Origin of the sequence: Mycobacterium sp. Aquia_216, assembly GCF_026723865.1 — a bacterium.
Lineage (GTDB): Bacteria > Actinomycetota > Actinomycetes > Mycobacteriales > Mycobacteriaceae > Mycobacterium.
Window position 1 is genome coordinate 2,426,202 of the sequence record NZ_CP113529.1, and the last position, 24,983, is coordinate 2,451,184.

24 protein-coding genes are annotated in these 24,983 nt (G+C 66.5%); 15 read left to right on the top strand and 9 right to left on the bottom strand.

Annotated features, from left to right (window positions below; genetic code table 11):
- The first annotated feature begins 12 nt into the window (after nt 1-12).
- From rpsO to OK015_RS11315, 4 genes are all read left to right on the top strand, one after another.
- Nucleotides 13-282 (top strand): 30S ribosomal protein S15, encoded by a 270-nt coding sequence (gene rpsO, locus OK015_RS11300; RefSeq protein ID WP_268131476.1) that lies wholly within the window; start codon nt 13-15, stop codon nt 280-282.
- A gap of 331 nt (nt 283-613) precedes the next feature.
- Complete coding sequence (locus OK015_RS11305) at nt 614-2,926, top strand: polyribonucleotide nucleotidyltransferase (protein ID WP_268131478.1); 2,313 nt, start codon at nt 614-616, stop codon at nt 2,924-2,926.
- Nucleotides 2,907-4,274, top strand: a complete 1,368-nt coding sequence (locus OK015_RS11310; RefSeq protein ID WP_442791237.1) for a M16 family metallopeptidase — start codon at nt 2,907-2,909, stop codon at nt 4,272-4,274. The genes OK015_RS11305 and OK015_RS11310 overlap by 20 nt, the downstream gene beginning before the upstream one ends.
- 59 nt (nt 4,275-4,333) lie before the next feature.
- Nucleotides 4,334-5,362: a nitronate monooxygenase gene (locus OK015_RS11315; RefSeq protein WP_268131479.1), complete on the top strand. Its 1,029-nt coding sequence runs from the start codon at nt 4,334-4,336 to the stop codon at nt 5,360-5,362.
- Between the two features lie 131 nt (nt 5,363-5,493).
- On the opposite strand, the gene ald is transcribed toward OK015_RS11315, so the two are convergent.
- Complete coding sequence (gene ald / locus OK015_RS11320; protein WP_268131480.1) at nt 5,494-6,609, bottom strand: alanine dehydrogenase; 1,116 nt, start codon at nt 6,607-6,609, stop codon at nt 5,494-5,496.
- Between the two features lie 67 nt (nt 6,610-6,676).
- Between ald and OK015_RS11325 the strand changes: the two genes are divergently transcribed.
- The 4 genes from OK015_RS11325 to OK015_RS11340 all read left to right on the top strand — a co-directional run bounded on the left by OK015_RS11325 (nt 6,677) and on the right by OK015_RS11340 (nt 11,094).
- Nucleotides 6,677-7,192, top strand: coding sequence for an Lrp/AsnC family transcriptional regulator (locus tag OK015_RS11325; RefSeq protein ID WP_268131482.1), 516 nt, complete (start codon nt 6,677-6,679; stop codon nt 7,190-7,192).
- Between the two features lie 135 nt (nt 7,193-7,327).
- Entirely contained in the window at nt 7,328-8,236 is a 909-nt protein-coding gene (locus OK015_RS11330) for a metal-dependent hydrolase (RefSeq protein WP_268131484.1), read from the top strand.
- Nucleotides 8,237-8,239: 3 nt separating this feature from the next.
- On the top strand, nt 8,240-10,006 hold the full coding sequence (locus OK015_RS11335; RefSeq protein ID WP_268131486.1) for an SDR family oxidoreductase: 1,767 nt from the start codon (nt 8,240-8,242) through the stop codon (nt 10,004-10,006).
- Nucleotides 10,007-10,011: 5 nt separating this feature from the next.
- Nucleotides 10,012-11,094: a PDR/VanB family oxidoreductase gene (locus OK015_RS11340; protein ID WP_268132630.1), complete on the top strand. Its 1,083-nt coding sequence runs from the start codon at nt 10,012-10,014 to the stop codon at nt 11,092-11,094.
- 5 nt (nt 11,095-11,099) lie between these two features.
- Here OK015_RS11340 and OK015_RS11345 read toward each other — a convergent pair whose 3' ends face one another.
- From OK015_RS11345 to OK015_RS11360, 4 genes are all read right to left on the bottom strand, one after another.
- Complete coding sequence (locus OK015_RS11345) at nt 11,100-11,624, bottom strand: GNAT family N-acetyltransferase (RefSeq protein WP_268131488.1); 525 nt, start codon at nt 11,622-11,624, stop codon at nt 11,100-11,102.
- Nucleotides 11,625-11,639: 15 nt separating this feature from the next.
- Entirely contained in the window at nt 11,640-12,218 is a 579-nt protein-coding gene (locus OK015_RS11350) for a TetR/AcrR family transcriptional regulator (RefSeq protein WP_268132632.1), read from the bottom strand.
- Nucleotides 12,219-12,380: 162 nt separating this feature from the next.
- Nucleotides 12,381-12,710: a TetR family transcriptional regulator C-terminal domain-containing protein gene (locus OK015_RS11355; protein ID WP_268131490.1), complete on the bottom strand. Its 330-nt coding sequence runs from the start codon at nt 12,708-12,710 to the stop codon at nt 12,381-12,383.
- A 148-nt stretch (nt 12,711-12,858) separates the two neighbouring features.
- Nucleotides 12,859-13,467: a TetR/AcrR family transcriptional regulator gene (locus OK015_RS11360; RefSeq protein WP_268132634.1), complete on the bottom strand. Its 609-nt coding sequence runs from the start codon at nt 13,465-13,467 to the stop codon at nt 12,859-12,861.
- A gap of 134 nt (nt 13,468-13,601) precedes the next feature.
- Between OK015_RS11360 and OK015_RS11365 the strand changes: the two genes are divergently transcribed.
- Together OK015_RS11365 and OK015_RS11370 are read left to right on the top strand one after the other, a co-directional pair.
- Nucleotides 13,602-14,606, top strand: a complete 1,005-nt coding sequence (locus tag OK015_RS11365) for an AraC family transcriptional regulator (RefSeq protein ID WP_268131492.1) — start codon at nt 13,602-13,604, stop codon at nt 14,604-14,606.
- Between the two features lie 324 nt (nt 14,607-14,930).
- The gene (locus OK015_RS11370; RefSeq protein ID WP_268131494.1) at nt 14,931-15,128 is read left to right on the top strand and encodes a hypothetical protein; all 198 of its coding nucleotides are present in this window, start codon (nt 14,931-14,933) and stop codon (nt 15,126-15,128) included.
- On the opposite strand, the gene OK015_RS11375 is transcribed toward OK015_RS11370, so the two are convergent.
- Entirely contained in the window at nt 15,125-16,486 is a 1,362-nt protein-coding gene (locus OK015_RS11375; protein WP_268131496.1) for an HNH endonuclease signature motif containing protein, read from the bottom strand. The genes OK015_RS11370 and OK015_RS11375 overlap by 4 nt on opposite strands.
- A gap of 111 nt (nt 16,487-16,597) precedes the next feature.
- Here OK015_RS11375 and dapB point away from each other — a divergent pair, with 111 nt between their 5' ends.
- The 3 genes from dapB to OK015_RS11390 are packed head-to-tail and all read left to right on the top strand — an operon-like array spanning nt 16,598 to nt 18,239.
- Complete coding sequence (gene dapB, locus OK015_RS11380) at nt 16,598-17,335, top strand: 4-hydroxy-tetrahydrodipicolinate reductase (protein WP_268131498.1); 738 nt, start codon at nt 16,598-16,600, stop codon at nt 17,333-17,335.
- Entirely contained in the window at nt 17,332-17,787 is a 456-nt protein-coding gene (locus OK015_RS11385; protein ID WP_268131500.1) for a hypothetical protein, read from the top strand. The genes dapB and OK015_RS11385 overlap by 4 nt, the downstream gene beginning before the upstream one ends.
- Before the next feature lie 50 nt (nt 17,788-17,837).
- Entirely contained in the window at nt 17,838-18,239 is a 402-nt protein-coding gene (locus OK015_RS11390; protein WP_268132636.1) for a flavodoxin family protein, read from the top strand.
- Nucleotides 18,240-18,389: 150 nt separating this feature from the next.
- On the opposite strand, the gene OK015_RS11395 is transcribed toward OK015_RS11390, so the two are convergent.
- Entirely contained in the window at nt 18,390-19,223 is an 834-nt protein-coding gene (locus OK015_RS11395; protein ID WP_268131501.1) for a thioesterase family protein, read from the bottom strand.
- Nucleotides 19,220-19,501, bottom strand: coding sequence for an alpha/beta fold hydrolase (locus tag OK015_RS11400; RefSeq protein ID WP_268131502.1), 282 nt, complete (start codon nt 19,499-19,501; stop codon nt 19,220-19,222). The genes OK015_RS11395 and OK015_RS11400 overlap by 4 nt, the downstream gene beginning before the upstream one ends.
- A 340-nt stretch (nt 19,502-19,841) precedes the next feature.
- On the opposite strand from OK015_RS11400, the gene OK015_RS11405 reads away from it, so the two are divergent.
- Nucleotides 19,842-21,329 carry a class I adenylate-forming enzyme family protein gene (locus tag OK015_RS11405; protein WP_442791294.1) on the top strand — a complete coding sequence of 496 codons (1,488 nt, stop codon included), beginning with the start codon at nt 19,842-19,844 and terminating at the stop codon, nt 21,327-21,329.
- Entirely contained in the window at nt 21,326-24,553 is a 3,228-nt protein-coding gene (locus tag OK015_RS11410; RefSeq protein WP_268131504.1) for an acetyl-CoA carboxylase family protein, read from the top strand. Before OK015_RS11405 ends, OK015_RS11410 begins: the two co-directional genes overlap by 4 nt.
- A 20-nt stretch (nt 24,554-24,573) precedes the next feature.
- On the opposite strand, the gene OK015_RS11415 is transcribed toward OK015_RS11410, so the two are convergent.
- Nucleotides 24,574-24,903, bottom strand: a complete 330-nt coding sequence (locus OK015_RS11415; protein WP_268131506.1) for a PE-PGRS family protein — start codon at nt 24,901-24,903, stop codon at nt 24,574-24,576.
- Nucleotides 24,904-24,983 lie beyond the last annotated feature (80 nt).

Here is a 24,983-nt window from a genome sequence, read left to right on the forward strand (position 1 = left end):
TGGAGTTATTTCGTGGCGCTGACTGCCGAGCAGAAAAAAGAAATTCTGGGCCAGTACGGCCTGCATGACACCGACACCGGATCGCCGGAGGCGCAGATCGCGCTGCTGACCAAGCGGATCGCGGACCTCACTGAGCACCTCAAGCTGCACAAGCACGACCACCACTCGCGGCGCGGTTTGCTGCTGCTGGTCGGGCGGCGGCGCCGGCTGATCAAGTACATCTCGCAGATCGACGTCGAGCGCTACCGCTCGCTGATCGATCGGCTGGGCCTGCGTCGCTGACGCCGGGCCCATCCCACGCCGACCTGGCGGGCCAAGTTCGCCGGTGTAGAGTGGGAGCGTTCTGGGCCAGTCTGGCCTGAACGAATGGTGCGGTGCGCACAGATCCGTGTGTTCCGTTCCAGCGTGTCACGACGGAAGCAGCCCGGTCTGTATCGGGCGGTCTTCGGTAGTGGCAGCCGGGCTCTCCGGATCTGGGGCAGGTCGGCCGCTTCGATCGATGGCCGTAGCCGCATTCAGACTTTAGTTTCGCGAGGGTTGCTCCGAACCCTCTGCGGGTTGCGTGTGACCACGCGAAAAAGCTGAATAACCCAGAGAGGCTGTACGGACACCTATGTCTGTAGCTCAAATTGATGAAGGCGTGTTCGAGACGACCGCCACAATCGACAACGGGACCTTTGGTACCCGGACCATTCGTTTCGAGACCGGCCGGCTGGCCCAGCAGGCCGCCGGGGCCGTCGTCGCCTACCTCGACGACGAGAACATGCTGCTGTCGGCGACCACCGCCAGCAAGTCACCCAAGGAACACTTCGACTTCTTCCCGCTGACGGTCGACGTCGAGGAGCGGATGTACGCCGCCGGCCGCATCCCCGGCTCGTTCTTCCGTCGTGAGGGCAGGCCCTCCACCGACGCGATCCTGACCTGCCGGCTGATCGACCGTCCGCTGCGGCCGTCGTTCATCTCCGGCCTGCGCAACGAGATCCAGGTCGTGGTGACGATCTTGAGCCTGGACCCCAACGACCTGTATGACGTGCTGGCGATCAACGCCGCGTCGGCCTCCACCCAGATAAGTGGGCTGCCGTTCTCCGGCCCCATCGGGGGCGTGCGGGTCGCGCTGATCGACGGCACCTGGGTCGCGTTCCCGACCGTCGAGCAACTCGAGGGTGCCGTGTTCGACATGGTCGTGGCCGGCCGCATCGTGGGCACCGACGCTGACGGCAAGCCCGACGTCGCCATCATGATGGTCGAGGCCGAGGCCACCGAAAAGGTGATCGAGCTCGTCGAGGGCGGCGCTCAGGCGCCGACGGAAACCGTTGTGGCAGAAGGCCTGGAGGCCGCCAAGCCGTTCATCGCCGCGCTGTGTACCGCGCAGCAGGAACTGGCCGACGCGGCCGCCAAGCCCGTCGGTGAGTACCCGACATTCCCGGACTACCAGGAAGACGTCTACTACGCGGTCGCTTCGGTGGCCACCGACGAGCTAGCGAAGGCGCTGACCATCGGCGGCAAGGCCGAGCGTGACGCGCGCACCGACGAGCTCAAGGCCGAGGTGCTCGACCGGCTCACCGGGGACTCAGCGACCTACGAGGGCCGCGAGAAAGAGGTCAGTGCCGCGTTCCGGTCGCTGACCAAGAAGCTGGTCCGCCAGCGCATCCTGACCGACCACTTCCGCATCGACGGACGCGGCATCACCGACATCCGCGCGTTGTCGGCCGAGGTCGCCATCGTTCCCCGCGCGCACGGCAGCGCGCTGTTCGAGCGCGGCGAGACCCAGATCCTGGGTGTGACCACGCTGGACATGGTCAAGATGGCCCAGCAGATCGACTCGCTGGGGCCGGAAACCTCCAAACGGTACATGCACCACTACAACTTCCCGCCGTTCTCCACCGGCGAGACCGGCCGGGTCGGCTCGCCCAAGCGGCGTGAGATCGGGCATGGTGCGCTCGCCGAGCGGGCCCTGATCCCGGTGCTGCCCAGCGTCGAGGAATTCCCCTACGCGATCCGCCAGGTGTCGGAAGCGTTGGGCTCCAACGGTTCCACGTCGATGGGATCGGTCTGTGCGTCCACGCTCGCGTTGCTCAACGCCGGTGTGCCGCTGAAGGCGCCGGTCGCCGGCATCGCGATGGGCCTGGTCTCCGACGACATAGAAATCGAGGCGGGAGACGGCACGAAATCGACCGAGCGCCGCTTCGTCACCCTGACCGACATCCTGGGTGCCGAGGACGCGTTCGGCGACATGGACTTCAAGTGCGCCGGCACCAAGGATTTCGTGACGGCGCTGCAGCTGGACACCAAGCTCGACGGAATCCCGTCGCAGGTGCTCGCGGGTGCGCTGTCGCAAGCCAAGGACGCCCGGCTGACCATCCTCGAGGTGATGGCCGAGGCCATCGACGAGCCCGACCAGATGAGCCCGTACGCGCCGGTGGTGACCACCATCAAGGTCCCAGTGGACAAGATCGGTGAGGTCATCGGCCCCAAGGGCAAGATGATCAATTCCATCACTGAGGAGACCGGCGCGCAGATCTCCATCGAGGACGACGGCACCGTGTTCGTCGGCGCCACCAACGGTCCCTCGGCGCAGGCCGCGATCGACAGGATCAACGCCATCGCCAATCCGCAGTTGCCGACGGTCGGGGAGCGATTCCTCGGAACTGTAGTCAAGACAACGGATTTCGGTGCGTTCGTGTCGCTGCTGCCCGGCCGTGACGGTCTGGTGCACATCTCCAAGCTCGGTAGGGGTAAGCGCATCGCCAAGGTCGAGGACGTGGTGAACGTCGGCGACAAGCTGCGCGTGGAGATCGCCGACATCGACAAGCGGGGCAAGATCTCGCTGGTCCTGGTGGCCGAGGATGATGGCGCCGAGAATGGGTCAGCCCCCGACGCTCCTGCCCCGGAGACCGCATCAGCCGATGCCGCCAGCTCAGTCTAGAAGGCCAGCAGCTGATCCAGCGCTGCGGCGGGGCAAGCACACCGCCGCAGCAAAACCCGAACACCAGGCCGGTTTGCGGCGCACGATGCTGCCGGGCGGGCTGCGAGTGGTCACCGAGCATCTGCCCGCGGTGCGCTCCGCGTCGGTCGGGGTGTGGGTCGGCGTCGGATCGCGAGATGAAGGCGCCACCGTTGCCGGTGCGGCGCACTTCCTCGAGCATCTGCTGTTCAAGTCGACGCCGACGCGGACGGCTGTGGACATTGCCCAGTCGATGGATGCCGTCGGCGGTGAGCTGAACGCGTTCACCGCCAAGGAGCACACCTGCTACTACGCGCACGTGCTCGACAGCGATCTGGAGCTGGCCGTCGACCTGGTCGCCGACGTGGTCCTCAACGGCCGCTGCGCCGTCAAGGACGTCGAGGTGGAACGCGGCGTCGTCCTCGAGGAAATCGCGATGCGCGACGACGACCCGGAGGACGCGCTGGGTGACATGTTCCTCTCGGCGCTCTTCGGTGATCATCCGGTCGGGCGTCCGGTTATCGGTACCGCGCAGTCCGTGTCGGCGATGACCCGGGCCCAGCTGCACTCCTTCCATATGCGGCGCTACACGCCGGAACGGATGGTCGTCGCGGTGGCCGGCAATGTCGACCACGACGAGGTGATCGCGTTGGTGCGGGAGCACTTCGGATCGCGTTTGGTGCGCGGGCGCCAGCCGGTTTCGCCGCGCAAAGGGGCCGGACGCGTGAGCGGCCACCCGGGACTTTCGGTGGCCAAGAGGGATGCCGAGCAGACGCACGTGCTGCTGGGCGTGCGCACTCCCGGACGCACCTGGGAACATCGCTGGGCGTTGTCGGTGCTGCACACCGCCCTGGGTGGCGGGCTGAGTTCCCGGCTGTTCCAAGAGGTTCGCGAACTACGCGGGCTGGCCTATTCGGTCTACTCGTCGGTCGACATGTTTTCCGACAGTGGTGCGCTGTCGGTGTATGCCGCGTGCTTGCCTGAGCGGTTCTCCGACGTGATGCGGGTGACCAGCGACGTGCTCGAATCGGTGGCACGCGACGGCATCACCGAGGCGGAATGCCGCATCGCCAAGGGCTCCATGCGTGGCGGGATCGTTCTCGGCCTGGAAGACTCCAGTTCTCGTATGAGCCGCATCGGTCGTAGCGAATTGAACTATGGGAAGCACCGCAGCATCGAGCACACCCTGCGGCAGATCGACGACGTCACCGTCGACGAGGTCAACGCGGTGGCCGGCCAGCTGCTGGCCAAGCGCTTCGGTGCCGCTGTCCTGGGTCCGTATGCTTCGAAACGATCTCTGCCGCAACAACTTCGGGCGATGGTACGGTAGCTCAATGTCCGCCTCCTCACTCGCGCCGTGCCGGCGCTCGCCGTCGCTGGACTAGCCGGATGGTACTGGGTTTTTGGGACATCGCGGTGCCGATCGTTGGCGCCCCGATGTCGGGCGGACCCGGCAGCCCGGCGTTGGCGGCGGCGGTGTCCAACGCGGGCGGACTCGGATTCGTCCCCGGTGGGTACTTGAGCGCGGAGCAGTTTGCCGAAGACGTCGCCGCGGCGCGCGCCGCCACCACCGGACCGCTAGGTGTGAACCTGCTTGTGCCGCAACCCAGTGTCGCCGACTGGGTGGCATTGGACTTCTACGCAGACGAGCTGGAAGGCGTCGCCGAGCACTACCAGGTTCACGTCGGCCGGCCCGAGTACGGCCACGACGACGACTGGGCGCGCAAGCTCGAGGTGGTAGCCGACCTCCGCCCGGAGCTGGTGTCCTTCACCTACGGAGTGCCGTCGCCGGATGTGATCCGGCGGTTCGGCGCGCTCGGGCTGTTGGTGATGGTCACGGTGACATCGCTTTACGAGGCGGGGGTGGCCGTCGCCGCCGGTGCGGACAGCCTCGTGGTGCAGGGCCCCGATGCCGGGGGGAACCGCGCCACCTTCGCGCCCGACATGGACCCCGGCAGCGAGACGCTGCACCAGCTGATCGACCGCATCCACCGGGCGCATCGCGACGTCCCGCTGATCGCCGCGGGTGGGCTGGGCACCGCCGAGGATGTCGCGGGCGTGCTGCGCAGGGGAGCGGTGGCCGCACAGCTGGGAACCGCGCTGCTGCTCAGCGACGAAGCCGGCACCAGCCAGGCCCATCGCACTGCCATGCAGAATCAACTCTTCGGAAAGACCATCGTCACGCGCGCGTTCTCGGGCCGGTATGCGCGCGGCCTGGAAAACGAGTTCATTCGTCTCTTCGACAACGTGGCGCCGCTGGGCTATCCCGAGGTCAATCAGATGACGCTGCCGATTCGGGAGGCCGCGACCGAGCGGGAAGATCCGCATGGGATGAACCTCTGGGCGGGAACGTCGTTCCGCAAGGCGCAGCCCGGTCCGGTGGCCGATATCGTCGCGAGCCTCGCGCCCAACGACTAGCGCGGCGCAGGTCCATGACCGCCCGGCCGAGCTCGAGCACCACTACCACGCGTACATCGGGCTTTTCGCGGCCGCTGATCGCCGAGGTGACGAGGTCGGTGCTGGGATGGCTGACCGGGCAGGGCTGAGCGTCAGGCCAGTACGCCGGCCGGTTCGGTAAACGGCAAGCCCAGGTCGGCGGCCACCCGCTGCGACAGCAGCGCACCCTCGTGCGTCGAGAGGCCTTTGGCCAGAGCGGGATTCGACCGGCAGGCCGCCTGCCAGCCCTGGTCGGCAAGCCGCAGCACGTATGGCATGGTCGCGTTGGTCAGCGCGTACGTCGACGTCTTCGGTACCGAGCTGGGCATGTTCGCCACGCAGTAGAACAGCGTGTCGTGCACCGCGAACGTCGGGTTGTCGTGGGTGGTGGGTCGCGAATCCTCGAAGCAACCGCCCTGATCGATCGAGATGTCCACCAGCACCGCGCCCGGTTTCATCTGTGCAACAAGAGAATTCGTGATCAGCTTCGGCGCTTTGGCACCGGGTACCAAGACGGCCCCGATCACCAGGTCGGCGCGTTTGACGGCGCCTTCGAGTTCGTAGGCCGACGAGTGGCGGGTCTGGATGCGCCCGGTGAACTCGGCGTCGAGCAATCGCAACTTGTCGATGTTGAGATCGAGCACCATCACACTGGCCCCCATGCCGCTGGCCACCCGGGCCGCGTTGTAACCGGCGGTGCCGGCGCCGACGACCACGACGTCGGCGGGCTTGACGCCGGGCACCCCGCCCATCAGCACGCCGCGGCCGCCCTGCGTCCGCATCAGGTGGTACGCCCCGACTTGAGCGGACAGCCGGCCGGCGACCTCGCTCATCGGGGCCAGCAGCGGAAGTGCGCCGTCGGCGCTCTGGACGGTCTCGTAGGCGATCGACGTTGTGCCGGAAGCCAATAGCGCGTCGGTGCAGGCACGCGACGCGGCCAGATGCAGGTAGGTGAACAGGACCTGCCCCGACCGCAACAGGGCGTATTCGGCCGCCATCGGCTCCTTGACCTTGAGCAGCAGGTCGGCGTCGCCCCACACCTGCTCGGCGGAGGTGAGCACCTGGGCTCCTGCCGCCTTGAACTCCATGTCGGTGATCGCCGACCCTTCACCGGCGCCGGCCTGGACGAGCACCTCGTGGCCGCGGTGCGTCAATTCGGCGACGCCTGCCGGGGTGATGGCCACCCTGAACTCGTTGTTTTTGGTCTCGGTGGGAATGCCGACTCGCATTCCTCAATTGTGAAGAAATTTCGGCCAACCGGCAAACAGGCTGATGTTAATTCCATAAGATCGGTATATGACTGATAGGTCAACGGATATCGCGGACAGACTGAGGAAGGCGCCGAAGAATGTTCGGCCTGCCGACCTCGACGACGTGGACCGCAGAATTCTGAGTCTGCTGCACGCCGACGCGCGGATCACGAACAACGCGCTCGCTGACGCGGTCGGGATCGCTGCGTCGACGTGTCATGGCCGGGTGCGGCGGCTGGTGGACCTCGGTGTCATCCGGGGTTTCTACACCGACATCGACCCGGTCGCGGCTGGCATGCCGCTGCAGGCGATGATCTCGGTCAGCCTGCAATCCAATGCGCGCGGCAAGATCCGCAGCTTTATTCACCAGATTCGGGGCAGGCGGCAGGTGATGGATGTCTACTTCCTCGCCGGGGCAGACGATTTCCTCCTGCACGTCGCGGCCCGCGACACCGAGGACCTGCGTTCCTTCGTGGTGGAGAACCTCAACGCCGACGCCGACGTCGCCGGGACCCAGACCTCATTGATCTTCGAACATCTCCGCGGTGCCGCGCCCATCTAAGACCGCCCATCTATACGGCCTGGAGAAAACCCGGTACCGGCGGTTTCGCATATTCGGTCGGCGAACTTATACTTGCCATGCCCGATGTTCACCGAGACGACGATGCTCGGTGTCACGCTGAGGTAGGGGGCCACGATGTTCACCGTCGACGACCAGGCCGCAGGTCCGCACGACGCGTCACTCGACCACGAGCGGCTCGTGCTCGAGGCCCGTGATGTCGCATTCGACTGGGCGAAGCTTCCGGTCCACTACGTGCCCAACGAGCCGTTCACCACTCACATGCTCAACGTCCTGCACCTGCTGCTGCCCGCGGGTGAGGAATTCTTCGTCGAGGTGTTCAAGCGAGCACTGCCGTTGATCAAGGACGACCAGCTGCGACTGGATGTGCAGGGGTTCATCGGCCAGGAGGCGGTGCATTCTCAGGCACATTCGGGGGTGCTCGCCCGGTTCGACGCTCAGGGCATCGACGTGACGCCCTACACCGGCCAGATCCGGTGGATGTTCGAGAAGATCCTGGGGCCGCGGCCCGGGTGGAGCAAACGCCGACAGGACAGCTGGCTATTGGAGCAGGTGTCGTTCGTTTCCGCGATCGAGCATTACACGGCCATCTTGGGCGAGTGGATACTGAACACCCCCGCGCACGACGGGATCGGCACCGATCCGGTGATGCTGGACATGCTGCGCTGGCACGGCGCCGAAGAGGTCGAGCACAAGGCGGTCGCGTTCGACACCATGAAGCATCTGCGGGCCGGGTACTGGCGGCAGGTGCGCGCGCAGCTGGTCGTCTCGCCAGCGATGTTGCTGTTGTGGATTCGCGGTGTGCGGTATCTGTATTCCGTGGATCCACAACTGCCCCCGGGCGCCAAGCCGCGCTGGCGCGATTACGTCAACGCAGCCCGTCGGGGCCTGCTGCCCGGCCCGCTGCGATTCGTGCGCGGCATCGCCGATTACTACCGGCCGGGCTTCCACCCGTCACAGTTGGGCGGGCTCGGGCTGGCGGTCGACTATCTGGCCGTATCACCTGCCGCGAGGGCATCGCACTGACCTATGAGCATCAACTTCGGATTCACGCCATCCAATGGTGTCGCTCTGGCCGTGCATCGCTACACCGAAATCGACGCAGCGCGTCCGACCATCCTCGCCATTCACGGTTGGCCCGATAATCACCACGTCTGGGACCCGATCGCCGAAGAGTTCGCGCAGAGCTACCCCGGCCGATACAACTTCGTGGCCTACGATGTGCGCGGTGCCGGTGAATCATCGCGTCCGGCAAAGCAATCCGGGTATGCCTTCGAGCATTTGGTGTCGGACCTCGGCGCGGTGATCGACAGCCTCGGGGTCGAGCAGGTCCACCTGCTCGCGCACGACTGGGGCTCGATTCAGGCCTGGGCCGCCATCACCGACGACTCGGTGATGGACAAGATCGCCTCGTTCACCTCGATCTCGGGCCCGCATCTGCAATACGCGGGCAGGTTCCTGCGGTCGGGGCGCAATCCCCGGACGCTGGCCCAGGTCCTCGGGCAGCTGCTGGCGTCGATGTACATCGGCTTCTTTCTCTGCCCGGTCGTGCCCGAGGTCGCCTTCCGTTCCGGAATCGGCGTGAAGGTCGTTGAGGCGGTTGAGCGTATCGGCCGATCGAGCACCCGAAGTCAACGTCGCGCAACGCCGCGGTCGATCGCCGACTACGTCAACGGGTTGAACCTGTACCGGGCCAACATGCCCGCGCCGATGCTGCTGCCCGGGCGCGATCTGCCGCAGACCAACGTCGCGGTCCAGGTGCTGGCACCGCGCAAAGACCTGTTCGTGACTCCGGCCCTGCAACGGTTCACCGGCGCGATTCCCCCTGGGGGCAGGGTGGTTTCGATCGAAGGCGGTCATTGGGTCGTGACCTCGCGTCCCGATGTCGTGGCCCGGCTGACCAGCGAGTGGGTCGAGCGAAGCGCCGGCGGCCCGCTCGCCGCAAGCGAGCCGTCGACACCGGGCGGCCCACACGAGATACCGGGCAAGCTCGCCTTGATCACCGGTGCGGGTGCCGGCATCGGCCGGGCCACCGCGGTGGAGCTGGCGCGCCACGGTGCCGGCAAGGTGGTCATCGTCGATCGAGACCTCACGGCGGCCAACGAAACCGCGGACGCCGTTCGGGCCGCCTGCGCCGAGGCCGCGGTGTACCAGGTCGATGTCAGCGACGAGGAGTCGATGAATGATCTTGCCGCACAGGTCCTTATCGACCACGGCGTGGTCGATATCCTGGTGAACAATGCCGGTATCGGGATGGCAGGTCGATTCCTGGAGACGAGCTCGCAAAACTGGGAAGACATCATCGGGGTCAATCTGCGCGGCGTCATCTCCGGCACCAGGGCATTCGGTGCGCAGATGGTCGAGCGCGGCGAGGGCGGGACGATCATCAACGTGGCGTCCGCCTCGGCATACCTCCCCTCGAAATCCATGGTCGCCTACAGCACCACGAAGGCGGCGGTGCTGGGGTTCAGCGAATCGCTGCGGGCCGACTTCGCCGACGAGGGCATTACCGTCACCGCCGTGTGCCCCGGATTCGTCAACACCGACATCGCAAAAAACACCGTCTACGCCGGCATGTCGACCGACGAGCAGGCGCGCGCCCGAGACAAGGCCGACGCGGCCTATCGGCGACGCAACTACACGCCGGAAGCCACCGCCGAGGCGATCGTCAAGGCCGTCAAGACCGGTCCGGCCGTGTTGCCGATCGCCGCGGAGTCCAGAATCGGTTACGCGATGCGTCGGATCAGCCCCTCGGCGATTCGGCTGCTCGCGCGGTTGGACTTACGGCCAACGTGAGGGATTTGCCTGTGCGGGAAAGCATCTGGACGAGTAGGCCGGCCGACCTGTACGGCCGGCGCGACCGTGACCGGCTCGGCACCGTACTGTGGGGCATCCGAATATTGTTCGACGGATTCACCTCCGTGTCGCGCTGGGAGCCGTCGCGGGTCAAGCCGGTGCCGCGCACCCAGACCGCCGTCGTCACGAAACGTGAGCTCGTCGCGCCCGATGTGGTCGCCGTGACTTTGGCCGACCCGCAGGGCGGTTTGCTTCCATCCTGGACACCCGGCGGGCATATCGACGTGGTGTTGCCTTCGGGCCGGCGACGCCAGTACTCGCTGTGCGGTCCGCCCGGGCGGCGCACGGACTACCGCATCGCCATCCGCCGAATCGCCGACGGCGGTGGCGGTTCGATCGAAATGCACGACTCGTACGACGTGGGCGATATGCTGGCATTCGAGGGTCCGCGCAACGCCTTTTATCTCGGCACGGCCGAGCGCGACGTGTTATTCGTGATCGGCGGCATCGGCGTCACGCCCATTCTGCCGATGATCCAGGTGGCCCAGCAGCGTGGAATCGATTGGCGTGCCGTCTATGCCGGGCGTAGCCGGGACTACATGCCGCTACTGGACGAAGTGGTCGCGGTGGCGCCCGAGCGGCTGACCGTGTGGGCCGACGATGAACACGGCCGGTGCGCCACCGTTGACGACCTGCTCGCCGATGCCGGGCCGGCGACGGCCGTCTACGTGTGCGGCCCGAGCGGCATGCTCGAGGCGGTCCGCCTGGCCCGAAACGAACACGCCGACGCACCCTTGCATTACGAGCGGTTCAGCCCCCCGCCGGTCGTCGACGGAGCTCCCTTCCAACTCGAGCTCGCGCGGTCGCAGCGACTGCTCAGCGTTCCGGCCAACCGCTCCGCGCTCGATGTCATGCGCGACCTCGATCCGACGACCCCGTATTCCTGCCAGCAGGGTTTCTGTGGGACGTGCAAGGTCAAAGTGCTTGCCGGACAGGTCGATCACCGCGGTCGTACGGCCGTGGGTGACGACGAGATGCTGGTCTGCGTGTCGCGGGCCGAAGCCGACCGGCTCGTCATCGACGCTTAAGGGCATCAGCCTTCGGGCGCCGACTGACGACGTCGATAGCCCACGTGGGACACGCGCACACCGGGCAGCGGCACCCAGTCGAGGCTGCGGTCGTCAAGTTGAAAGTCGTTGTCTTCGTAGAATTGTCGTGCCTCGGCGTTCTCTTCAGCGCACCATAGGATGACGTCACCCGAGGGATTCGAGCGTACGGCTTTGTTGAGCAGGCGCACGCCGACGCCGAGCCCCTTCGCCTCCTCTGCGGTATAGAGGGCGTCGATTTTCAAGTCATCGGGATTGGCAGCGTCGGGTCCGAAGACCGTCATCCCCAGCAACCTGCCGCGGGCCTCGGCGACCCACATGCCCCAGCCCGGCTGATTCAGCGCCTCCGGGTACTTCACCGTGGCCCACAATTTCGGTGTCGAGATCACGTCGAGCACGTGATCCTCCAGGATTCCGGCCAACGACTGCCGCCACACCGGATAGTGCATCGCCGCGACCTTCTCGAAATCGCTTGGTCCGGCTCTACGGATCTTGACGTCCTTGGACTTCACACGGCCACCTTAAGGTCATCTCGTCCGCGAGTGCTCCAGATACGCGACCAGGGCGTTGGTCAGGCCGCGCCGGGCCATATCGAGATCGGCAAACGAGCCCAGCTGGCGCTCCGATACCAGGCCCCGCATCGCGCCCGGGATGAGTGCGGCGGCCTCGCGTACCCGGTCGGGGTCGACGTCGAGCCCCGCGAAGGCGTTCTGACAGGTTTCCAGCCAGCTCTTGCCCCAGGAGAACAATTCGGCGGCCGTTCGCGGGTAGAGGCGCTCGAGCTCGTCGGGGTCGCGGGGCAGGGCGGCGCGCAGGTTTTCGATCGCGCGTGAATCCGGCGCCGCCAGGCCCCGGTAGAGGGTTTCGATGATGGCGCTGACGCGCTCGCGCAGGGGTGCGCTCGGTCGGACCGGTGTCGACAGTGTCGAGAACGTCGCCTCGCGTCGCTTGGCGGTGCGGTGCAGCACGGCCGCCCAGAACCCATCGGTGTCGCCGAACTGATACTGCACGGCGCCCCAGGTGGCGCCGATCTCCTTGGCGATGCGATTGGCCGACACCGAGCCCGGCTCGCCCGAGGCCAGTGACCGCAACGCGGCCTCCAGCATGTTCTCGCGAGTTGCGCTGCCGCGCCGGTTCGGACGCCGGCCCACGATTCCGGCCTTTGAAACCTGCCGGGTCGCCCGCTGCGCCATCGGCCGATCCTAATCGATTGCCTGCGAGCGGCGGGTTAGTGCAAGCAGACGATCTTCCCCCAGCCCGAAGAGTTGCTAGTCACGGGTGGTTCGAAGCGCATGGATGCCGTCGTCGATTGCGGCCTTCAGATAACTCGGATCTCCTGTGGCCAAGAGTATTTCGGCGCCCCCCTGGATTCCGGCGACCAGTGCGGCCGCGCTCCGGTCCGCGTCGAGCCCGGCGTCGACCGCGCCTTCGCGTTGCAAGCTGCGGATAGCGGTGGCGATCTGATCGTGCCAACGCTCGATGAGCGCCAACGTGACAGCCTGTTTGCCCATCGACGCTGTCGTCGCAACCTCGATCAGTGACGCCCATATCCGCAAATCCGCGGGCTCGGGCTGAAGCAGCTGGCCGTCGTCGTTCATTGGTGGGTCAACTCATCGACCCAACGGCGCATCACCAAGCATCAACAGAAGCTACAACCGGCCGCGGCCATTTTTTACCTACTAGGACACACTCGGCACGGTAATGTCCTGATTGCGAAGGTCTTTGGCCGATATATGCTGGTCGCGGCTATTTGGTAGCCGTCCGCAGAGCGGTGATGGCGCCGTCGATCGCGGCTTCGAGGAAACTCGCGTCGCCGGTAGCGAAAAGGATTCCGGCTCCCCCCTGAATGCCGGCCAGTAGCGCGGCAGCGCTGCGGTTGGCGTCCACGCGATGATCGATTTTGCCCTGATCCTGCAAGCACCGAATGCCCGCGGTGATCTGGTCACGCCATTGCTGGATCAGTCTCGCCGTGACGGCCTGGGTGTCGGGGGAGGAACGACCCAGTTCGGATATCAGCACGGAGATCGGACAGGACCGTGCCTGACGGCGGTAGCGCTCGACGACGGCGTCGCGCCACCGCTGCCACGCGGCCCATGAGGTCAGCTCGCCAAGGTACGGCTGTTGTTCGGCCAACACCAAATCGGCCTCGTGCTCAGCCACCGTCAGCAGCAAGTCGTCCCGGCCCCCGGGAAAGTAGTGGAACAGTTGACTCTTCGACGTTCGGGTTCGGGCCAAGATGTGGTCCAAGGTGGTCGCCACCACACCGTTGGCACGGATCTCTTCGGCGGCGCCCTCGATGATTCGGCGCCGCGTGGCGGCGCCCTTTCTGGTCAGCTTTTGGACTTGCAAGTCCATTTTTTTCGACTCAGACTCCGGAGTCATGTTTCCCAACCCTACGCGAGGATTCGACCGCACAGCGCTCGTCTGCGGCTCTAGCGGGTAGGTGCACGCGACCGTTCACTCGCTGAAACGAATACGAAGGGACGGAAGTGATTGCGCATAACTCCGATACGCCACCCCATGACCGGACGACCCATCATTCGCTTGAAGATCTGCGTGCCGTCTTTCCGTTCCAGGATTCCGTGGGCCTGGTCAACCGCGACAACCAGTTCTCACTGACCCAACGTGTCGGGCATCTGGGACCGTTGACCATCCTCGACCTGGCGTTCGGCACCGATACCTGGATCCGGTGCCTCGACGAACGTCCCTACTACATGGTCAGCGTTCCCTTCGCGGGCGCAATTGAGCTGCTGCACAGGGACTCATCGATCGCGGTGGGACCTGGTCGTGCCGCTCTGTGCCTGCCGGAGGGGGAGCTGTTGGTATCGCGGTGGGCGGGCGGTGGCCGAACGATCACACTGCGGGTCGACCGCGATGTCGTCGAGGATGCGCTCAGTGACGCGGTCGGCCAGGAGATGACATCGCAGGTTGCCTTCAAGCCCTGCCTGCTCACCACTCGGGGTGCGGCGCGCAGCTGGGTGCAGATGGTGTTGATGCTCAATCACGAACTCTTCAAGGCTGACAACGCGCTTTGTCAACCGCTCGTCTCGGGTCCATTCATCGAAAGCCTGGTGCATGGATTGCTGCTTGCCACCGATCACCCTTACCGCGGGATTCTGGAGGCCGAGGCGAGACACGTGGCGCCCCAGACGATACGGACCGCGGTCGAAATCATCGAAGCCGAGCCGCACCTGCCGTTGCGAGTGTCCTCGTTAGCGGCACGCAGCCATGTCAGCACACGTGCGTTGCAACAGGGTTTTCAGCGCCATATGGGATTGTCTCCGATGAGTTACCTGCGGCAGGTGCGGCTGCGCCGCGCACACCAAGATCTGCTGGATTCGGACCCATCGTTGGAAACGGTCGAATCGATAGCCTCGCGTTGGGGTTTCACCAATCCGGGTCGTTTCGCGGCCGCACATGCCGCTCGATACGGCGAAAACCCCGCACAGACCTTGCGCCGATCTCGATATGCGCGTGCCCTGCGTTGGGCGTAGAGTGCGCAGCCCAAGCGGCCCTTCGGTGTTCGCAAACCGTACTGCTTCGTGCGGACATCGTCCGGGCTACGCGCGAATGCTCCAGAATCTGCATACATTCGTCTGGTAGCACACCGAGCGATCTGTGGAGTGGAAGTGACCAACCCAGCGCCAGAGGCAGTTTTGAGCGACGGCGACACGCGTCGACGCCGAAGCTACGGCCGTGGCCGGGGATACTGCGGCAGGAAGCCATCGAGGCTCGGAAGCGGTTCCGCCGAGACGGAACTAGCGTGGTCGTTTGCCGACATTGCGGGCCGTCATCTCGACGCCGCCCAGCGAAATGAGGTGTTTGTCGCGATCGGCGTGGGGGAAACGTTCGCCGCGATCTGCCTACTTCTTGACGCGGTCACCCGCGTGGACGCCAGGGTCGAGGCTTGGCTGGCGGCACGGCTGTGGACCTGGCTGGACGCCTACGCCGGACACGAGGATGAGCCGCGTCTTCGTCTCTTGATTCGCCAGGCGACGTTTGGCGGCTGGGACTAGCCCTCGCTGATAGGAGTGGGGAACTGGCGCTCGGGGTGATGGTAGTCGTTGGTTCCCGTGCCAACGTCGAACTGCGGCGGTGGAATCCACTCGGTGCGGCCGTTCGCTAGTTTCCTTGTCCGCCAGCCCATTCCGACGAGTTTGTGGTGGGGTTTGCAGGCGAACGTGAGTTGGTCGGCATCGGTCGACCCGCCGCCTGCCCAGTCGTCGACGTGGTGGACTTCGCACCAATAGCCTGGGGTGTCGCAGCCAGGGTGCGTGCAGCCGCGATCCTTGGCGTACAGGACGACCCGTTGATCCGGTGTGGCGACGCGGCGAGAACGGCCGAGATACAGTGGTCGGCTTTGATGCTCGTCGAATACGGCCAAGTAGTGGTAGGCGTGACTGGCCATCCGGATCACGTCACGCATGGGCAGCAGCGTTCCGCTGCCCGTCACCGCCCGGCCGGTGCCCGTCGTCAGCTCCTGCAGCGTGGTTGACACGACGACGGTCACCGGCAATCCGTTGTGCCGGCCGAGTTTCGGGTCACCCAACTGGCTGCGGACCAATGCATTGAGCGCGTCGTGCCGACGCTGGCCGGGCGTTCGCACATCCCTATGGGTGGCCTCATCGGCGGGTTCGTCTGCCGTACCGGGTGCTTCATCATCCGGGTTGCACATGCCGGGTGCGGCGAATCGCGCGAGCCAGCCGTCGATGTTGGCGCGCAGTTCCGGCGAGGCGACGAGCCTTCCGATGCTCATTCCGTCGCTACGTTGCCCGCACCAGGTGAAGGCGCGCTGGCGTGCGCGGTCGGAATCGGAGAAGTTGCCGTCGGGGTTGAGATGCAGCGCGAGCCGGTGCGCGGCTTTTTCCAGCTGATCGGGGCGCAGTTTGGCGGCTTGCTCGGCAAGAAATCGCTCGGCCTGGTCGACGACGTCGGCGGGTGTCGCGTCGGGAAGGTCGCGGAAGAATCCCTGAATCACCCGCAGGTGCTGCGCATCGAGTTCGCCCGCCCGCCAAGCCTTCGCGGTAGCCGGCAGTTCCGGCGGCAATTCCTGACCGGTGAGAGTCAAACGCTCAGACAGCTGTTCGGCGTCGTGCAGCCGGCGGCGGGCCTCGGCGTAACTGATCCGCAGCGAGTCGCCGATGACTTTGTGGACGGGGCCACCCACGTCGGCGGGATCCTCCTTGGCGAGGCTGGCGATCACGTCGTGGCTCGCCGCGATCTGTCGTCGCTGCGAGGCCTCCATCCGTTCGAGCACCAGCAGCCGGACAGCGGGAGTCAGCACATCGAAGTTCAGGCCGCGAATCGCAGCGTCGCCGGTGTCCAGCGTGTCCAGGGCAGCGGATACTTCTGACGAAACCTCAATCGAATGCATGTTCGAATTTTATTGGTGATTATCGCCCCGGGCTACGGTAAAGGCGCAGCCTGTGCATCAACGCTCAACTGTGGAGAAAACCCGCGGGACCGTCCGTCTAGGGTGAAGGCCATGCGGGTAGGAGTGCTGGGAGCCAAGGGCAAGGTCGGGTCGGCGATGGTGGCCGGTGTGCAGGCCGCCGAGGACCTGACCTTGTCCGCCGAAGTCGACGCCGGCGACCCGATGAGTCTGCTGACCGAGGGCGACACCGAGGTCGTGATCGATTTCACCCACCCCGACGTGGTGATGGGCAACCTGGAGTTCCTGATCGGCAACGGAATTCACGCTGTGGTGGGGACCACCGGCTTTACCGCCGAGCGGCTGCGGCAGGTCGAGACCTGGCTCGCCGACAGCCCAGAAACCTCGGTGCTGATCGCGCCGAACTTCGCGATCGGGGCCGTGCTGTCCATGCATTTCGCGAAGCAGGCCGCGCCCTTCTTCGAGTCCGCTGAGGTCGTCGAGCTGCATCACCCGCACAAAGCCGACGCCCCATCGGGCACCGCGACTCGCACCGCCAAGCTGATCGCCGAATCTCGAAAAGGCCTGCCGCCCAACCCCGATGCCACCAGCACCGGCTTGCCCGGCGCGCGCGGCGCCGACGTCGACGGCATCCCGGTGCACTCGGTGCGGCTGGCCGGGCTAGTCGCCCACCAGGAGGTGCTGTTCGGCACCGAGGGGGAGACGCTGACGATCCGCCACGACAGCCTGGATCGCACGTCTTTCGTGCCGGGCGTGCTGCTGGCGGTGCGCCGGGTTCAGGAACGCCCCGGGCTGACGGTGGGGCTGGAGCCCCTGCTCAACCTGCAATGAACAGGGCGCTGCGCACGCAATTGCTGATCGCCTTCCTGTGCGCGGCGATGTTGCTGTACTTCGTCCTGCTGGGGCGGTTGGCCGTCGCGATGATCGCCTCGGGCCGCGCCGCCGCCGTCGGCCTGGGTCTGGCGGTGTTGATCATGCCCGTGATCGGGTTGTGGGCGATGATCACCACGCTGCGGGCCGGATTCGCGCACCAGAAGCTGGCCCGTCTGATCGCCGAAGACGGGATGGAACTCGATGCCAGCGCGTTGCCGCGGCGGCCGTCGGGTCGTATCCGGCGCGATGCGGCCGACGAGCTGTTCGCGACGGTGCGCACCGAGGTGGAAGCCCACCCCGACGACTGGCGGAACTGGTACCGGTTGGCCCGGGCCTACGACTACGCCGGGGATCGTCGCCGCGCCCGAGAAGCCATGAAGACGGCGGTCGAGCTGCAGGGGCGCCCGTGAGCAAGACACTGCTGATCGTGCACCACACGCCGTCGCCGCATACGCAGGAGATGTTCGAAGCGGTGGTGGCCGGGGCGACCGACCCCGAGATCGAAGGTGTGGAGGTCGTGCGACGGCCGGCTCTCACCGTGTCGCCAGTCGAAATGCTGAAGGCTGACGGCTATCTGCTGGGCACGCCGGCCAACCTCGGCTATATTTCGGGCGCTCTCAAGCATGCATTCGACTGCGCCTATTACCAATTGCTCGACACGACCCGTGGCCGACCCTTTGGCTTGTACCTGCACGGCAATGAGGGCACCGAGGGCGCCGAGCGCGCGGTCGACGGGATCACGACGGGGCTGGGTTGGGTGAAAGCCGCTGACATCGTGGTGGTTTCAGGTAAGCCGAGCAAGGACGACGTCGAAGCGTGCTGGAACCTCGGGGCGACAATCGCCGCCCAGCTGATGGAGTGAATATCCGTCGGCCCGAAGGTGCCGCAGTCGGCTCGACGTGGCGCGCGGCTTCGAACACCCGATGGTCCGCCAGCGCGACCAGCCGTCGACCGATGCGCAGGTGAATGGTGCGCATGCCGTCTTGCGTTACCGCGCCGCGACGCGGGCGGCCTAGGCGTAGGTCGGCTTGAACGCGTCGGCGGGCTGGGCGACGGCCAGTGCGGAGCTGGTGCCGATCGGCCCGTGGCGATCGAACAGGGTCGCCGCCCCGGTGGCCACACCGTCCGTGCCGTAATGGCTTTGGGCGGCCAACCCGACGAATTCGCCGTCGGGCAATCGGCTCGCGGTGACGGTGTAGTCGGCGTTGATGTAGCGCAATCCGCCTGTGCCCCAATGTGTGAGCGAACTCGTGATGTCGCCGACGAAGGCCAGGCGGGTAAACGGTGTCAGCGGGTGGCCGTGCACCATCGGGCGAAACACCCGCGCCCAGGCGAACTTCTGCGCGTGGGACTGCTCCCACTCACCCGCGGCGATACCGGGACTGCCTTCGAAGGTGGCTCCGTAACCCCAGATGAGAAACGGCGTGTCGGCCGGGAAGCCGTCGGAGGACGTCGGCAGCGGCGGCATCTGCACCGGAAAGGACCACACCTGGCCGTCGGGGTGATCGCCGCGGCGGAGGAACAGCGCACTGGCCCGCGCGACGATCGTGCCGTGCTGTGTCAGGGCGGCGTCGATCAGCCTGATGCGGCGGCCTTCCCGCTGTATCGAGGTCTGAATCTGCACCGGCCGCAGCAGCGCTGGCCGCAACAGGTCGACGGTCAGGCGGGCGGGCTGGAATTCGGGATCGATGCCCGATTGTTCTATGCCCCAACCCAACAAACCTCCGACGATCTGGCCGCCCATCGCCGCACCCCAGGGCCCCTGCGTCAGCGGGCCCGGAATATAGGTGTCGCCGTCGGCAGTGAAGAACGCCTCGGGCGTGATGGCGGAATCCTCGATCGTCACCGCATCACGATAGGACACACGCCGAAGCTGCCCTGGTTCCGGCATCTAGTGCGCAGCGAAGTCAACCGCTGCACGCACGATTGTTGCGGGTAGTGGTCGGTCGCCTGGTGGCCCTGGCCTGGTATCGCGACGATGGTGGTGCCTGGGATTCGAGCGGCGGCAGCCGCCGTGGCGGCGCGCAAATAGCCTGGACTCCGGGCGCCGAGCAGCATCCGGGCCGGCACGGTGATGTCGGCGAGCCGGTCCGTTGGCTGGACGGCGTCGATCGCCGCAAGCACGCGGACGGCGGTAGGTGCGATCGACTCGGCAACGTGCAAAGACTCCCTGCGGCTTGGGCGACCGCCGCGACGTCCTCGGCTTCGCGCCGCAAGCTGCGGGGTCCGGCTTCGACGGTGCTCAGGCTACGGCCGCGCCGGTCCATCGATCCCTTCCCGGGTGTCTTACCGGCCATCTATCCCACAGAACTGCCATCGTCGGCCGGCCGGGGTGGCCAAAGCCCGAAGTAGACATGAAACCGGAGTGGTTCAATGGGCTCTGCGTCTCCGTACTGACAAAGGACTGGATGTGGCGGAACCGAATGCGGTGGTCGGCGTTTCACGCGAGGCCAACCCGTTCTCGATGACGGGCGTGTCCCGCGACCGCGACGGCATCCCGCGGTACGACGATGTGCCGGCCACACTGCTGGACATGCTGGCCGAGCACGTCGATAGCCGCCCAGGCAGCGAGGCCGTGGTCGAAATCGGTGCCGGCCGATTGACCTACCGGCAGCTGTGGGACCGCGCCTCGCGGGTCGCCGGTGGGCTGCGCGCGGCCGGTGTGCAACCCGGCGACCGCGTCGCGGTGCGCTACCCCGCGGGAATCGATTGGGTGCTGGCGTTTTGGGGCACGGTGATGGCCGGCGGCATTGCGGTGGCCGTCAATACGCGCTCGGCGCAGCCCGAGATCGAGTTCGTGCTGTCCGACGCGGGCGCGCGGGCGGACCTGTCCGCCCAGACGCCGCTGCCCGACGGGCAACCGTATGTCGCCGAGGGGCTCGAAAAGGCCGACATCGCCGCGTTGTTCTACACCTCGGGAACGACCGGCCAGCCCAAGGGCGTGCCAACGACCCACGAGGCGTTCGTCACCAACACCGAGAATGGGATCCGCTGCTTGGGGTTCCCCAGGGATATCGGCGACGGACTGCGCACCCTGATCTCTGTCCCGCTTTTTCACGTAACCGGTTGTAACTCACAGCTTTTGGCGGCTATTCGGGTCGGCGGAACCTCGGTGATCATGCCCGCGCTCAACCTGGACGAGCTGATCGCAGCGCTCACCGCCGAGCGTATTTCGCTGATGGTGACCGTCCCAGCGATCTACTCGTTAATGCTGCGGCACAAGGCGTTCGCCGACACCGATGTATCCGGTGTCCGCTGGGTGGGCTATGGCGGAGCGCCCATCGCGCCAACGTTGGTGCGGTCGGTGAAGAACGCCTTCCCGTACGCCACGGTGTTCAACGGCTACGGCATGACCGAGTCCGCCTCGCTGATGACCGTGCTGCCCGATCAGGACGCGATCGAACACGCCGACTCGGTGGGCTATGCCGTCCCCTCGGTGGACCTCGGCGTGATCCCCAGCGGAGATGACGCAGGCGTCGGCGAGCTGGTGGCGCGCGGGGCCAATCTGACTGGCGGATACTGGCATCGGCCGCAGGTCAGCGGGGCGACGATCGTCGACGGCTGGTTGCACACGGGTGACGTGGTTCGGGTCGACGCCGCGGGCCGCGTGCACATCGTCGACCGGCTCAAGGACATCATCAATCGCGGCGGAGAGAACGTCTCCAGTGTCGAGGTCGAGGCCGTGCTGCTGGCCGCCCCCGACGTCGCGGATGCCTGCGTGCTGGCGGTGCCCGACGAGGTCATGGGGGAGAAGGTGGGAGCCGTGTTGTTCGGCGGCGAGTCGCGGATCGATGTGCAGGCTGTCCTCGAGCATTGTCACGGGCGGCTTGCCGACTACAAGATTCCGCAATACGTCACGGTGGTATCAGAAGCGCTGCCGCGCAACGCCGGTGGCAAGCTACTCAAAGCCCGGCTCCGCGGCGAAGTGCAGTGGGGTGCCCCGCTCCGATGACTGCGACGTTGCTGATCGCCAATCGTGGCGAGATCGCGCTTCGGATAATCCGCACCGCAACCGAATTGGGCATGCCAACGGTCGCGGTCTACGCCGAGGACGACGCCGAGAGCCCGCACGTGCATGCGGCGGACGAAGCGATCGGTCTGCCGGGCAGCGGTCCCGAGGCCTACCTGGACCAGTCGTCGATCCTGGCGGCCGCGAAACATGCCGGCGCGCAGCTGATTCATCCGGGCTACGGCTTCCTTTCCGAGAACGCCGATTTCGCGCGGGCATGCGCGGCCGCCGGGTACACGTTCGTGGGGCCGGACGCCGACGTGCTCGAGATGGTCGGCAACAAATCCTCGGCGCGCACCGCCGCGATCGCCGCCGGCGTGCCGGTGCTGCCCGCCACCGTTGGACCCAGCAGTGTCGAGGACGTCCGCGCCTTCTTCGCCGCCCACGACGGCGCGGTCATGATCAAGGCGCTGGCCGGCGGGGGCGGCCGCGGTATGCGCAGGGTGGACGACGCCGATCAGATCGACAATGCCTACCGCCAGTGCGCCGCGGAGGCGCGACTGGGCTTCGGCGATCCGGCGGTGTTCGCGGAGGCGCTGCTCGATGATGCCAGGCATATCGAGGTGCAGATCGTGGCCGCGGCGGCCGGGCCCCGATCGCATGCGCTCGCCCTCGGCGATCGCGACTGCAGCATCCAGCGTCGCTACCAGAAGCTCGTCGAAATCGCGCCCGCGCAAGGGCTTTCGGATACGGTGCGGCGTGAACTACACGTGGCGGCGGCCCGGCTGTGCGGCAGAGCCGGCCTGCGCGGCCTGGCCACCGTCGAATTCCTGGTGGCCGGTGAGGAATTCGTCTTCCTCGAGATCAACCCCCGCATTCAGGTGGAGCACACAATCACCGAGGAGACCACCGGAGTGGACCTGGTGGCCGCTGCGCTCGCCATCGCCGCCGGCGCCTCCTACTACCAGCTGGGATTGCCATCCGGCATCGCCTCTGACGGTGACGAAGTCATCGGCGAGCCCGCCGCCCGGCGTGGCATCGCGATACAGGCTCGGGTCAACATGGAAACCCTGACTGCGGACGGGACCGTGGTGCCGGCGGCGGGCGCCTTGACGGTGTTCTCGCCGCCGAGCGGCCCGGGAGTGCGCGTCGACACCTTCGGCCGCACCGGCCTGACGTTGAGTGCGCGCTACGACTCGCTGCTGGCCAAGGTCGTCACTCACGTTCACGGCTCGTCGTTCTCGGCGGCATTGCGCAAGTCGCGCACCGCGCTCGCCGAATTCGGTGTCGAGGGCGTCCGGACGAACATCAATTTCCTACAGGAGCTGCTGTCCCACAGCAAAATTCAGTCGGGTGTGGTGACGACGGGCTTCCTCGACGCGAAGCTTCCCGAGCTGGCGGCCGCGGCGCTGACACACGAGCACGACACCCGGGTCGCGCCCGTCGAGTTGTATCCCGGTGAGGAAGCGTTGCGTGCGCAGCTCGCCGGCACGGTGGTGGAGATGGCGGCCGAGGGCACCGAGCTTTCTCCCGGTGAGCAACTGGGCGTGCTCGAAGCGATGAAAATGCAGCACGTGCTCGTCGCACCGGATGCGCTGCGAACGGTCCGCAACCTCGTGGCGCCCGGCCAGGTCGTCGGCACCGGAGATCCGCTGGTGGTCTTCACGCGCACCGGAGCCGGCGTCGGCAGCGAGTCCGCCATTGCGGCAGTCGATCTCGACCGGCCACGCGCGGACCTCGACGAGGTCCGGCGACGACATCTGCTCACCCTCGACGAGGGCCGTACAGCGGCAGTGGCCAAGCGCCACGACCGGGGTCGCCGCACCGCGCGGGAGAACATCGCCGATCTGATCGACGACGGTAGCTTCGTCGAGTACGGCGCGCTGGCCATCGCCGCGCAACGCAGCCGGCGCACCGACGACGATCTGATCGCCAACACCCCGGCCGACGGCCTGGTCGCCGGCCTGGCGACGATCGGCGCCGACCGATTCGGGCGGTCGGCCGCCGAGGCGGTGGTGGTGTCCTACGACTACAGCGTGCTAGCCGGGACGCAGGGCATGCGTAACCACGCCAAGACGGACCGTGTCTTCGACCTGGCCGCCCGAAAACGCCTGCCCGTGGTGCTGTTTGCCGAGGGTGGCGGTGGACGGCCGGGCGACACCGACGCCGGCGGCGCGGCCGGGCTGGACGTGCCGACCTTCCGGGTGCTCGCCGGACTGCGTGGCCGGGTGCCGCTGGTGTCCGTCGTCTCCGGGCGTTGCTTCGCCGGCAATGCCGCCCTGGCCGGGGTGTGCGATGTGATCATCGCGACCCCGGACGCCAACATCGGAATGGGCGGGCCGGCGATGATCGAGGGCGGGGGGCTCGGGGTGTACCCACCCGAGGCGATCGGACCGATCGACGTGCAGCGGCACAACGGAGTGGTGAGCCTGGTCGCGCGTGACGAGGGCCACGCGGTGTCGCTGGCCAAACAGTACTTGTCGTATTTCCAGGGCAGCGTCGACGACTGGGCAGCACCCGAGCCACGGCTGGCGCGACATGTGGTGCCGGAGAACCGGTTACGTGCCTATGACGTGCGTCGGGCGATCGAGTCGATCGTCGACATCGGCTCCGTCCTCGAGCTGCGCCCCGACTACGGCGTCGGCATCGTCACCGCGCTCGTTCGGGTAGAGGGAGTGGCCTACGGGCTCATCGCCAACAGCAGTCACCATCTGGGCGGCGCGATCGACGCCGAGGCCGCCGACAAGGCGGGCGACTTTCTCACACTGTGCGAATCGTTTCGGCTACCGGTGATTTCGTTGTGCGACACACCGGGCTTCATGGTCGGGCCGGATGCCGAGAAGCAGGCCGCGGTCCGCCGGTTCGGCCGGATGTTCGTGCTCGGTGCGCGGCTGACGGTGCCGCTCGGAATGATCATCTTGCGCAAGGGCTATGGGCTGGGCGCGATGGCCATGGCCGGGGGTTCTTTTCATGCGCCGCAGTTCACCGTCGCCTGGCCGACGGGGGAGATCGGCGGCATGGGATTGGAAGGCGCGGTACGCCTTGGCTTCAGCAGGGAACTCGCCGCCGCGGCCGATCCGGGCGAACGTGAGCACCTATTCGAGAAGCTTGTCGCGGCGGCCTACCAGCACGGTAAAGCGCTGCGGGCCGCCACGACGTTCGAGCTCGACGACGTAATAGACCCCTCAGACTCCCGGGCCTGGATCACCAGGTTGCCGGGAGCCTGAAGGGTCGTGTCGAAGGGTTATCAGGCGTGGCCGGAACCGCAGCCAACGCCCGGCAGACAGCCGGTACCACCCGGAACGCCACCCGGGCCGGCGTTCTGCCCGCCGGAGCCACAGCCGACGCCCGGCAGGCAGCCCTGGCCACCCGGACCGCCGCCCGGACCGTTGTACTGCCCGCCAGAGCCGCAGTTGCCGTTGGCGTCGCAGCCACCGCCACCCGGGTCGTCCTTGAAGACAACGTGAGTGGGCGTCGGGCCGGTCATTGACAAGCCGGTCGCAAAACTATCCGCACCGGCCAACGGGGCAGCGGCGATCGCCGCAGCAACGGCGCCGCCGACCACCAGTGGTTTCATGAAGGTTAATTTCGCTAACATGCGACTCGCATACCCACGCACGCGCGCGTACAAAACCTCTCTCGCAAGATTGGTTGCAT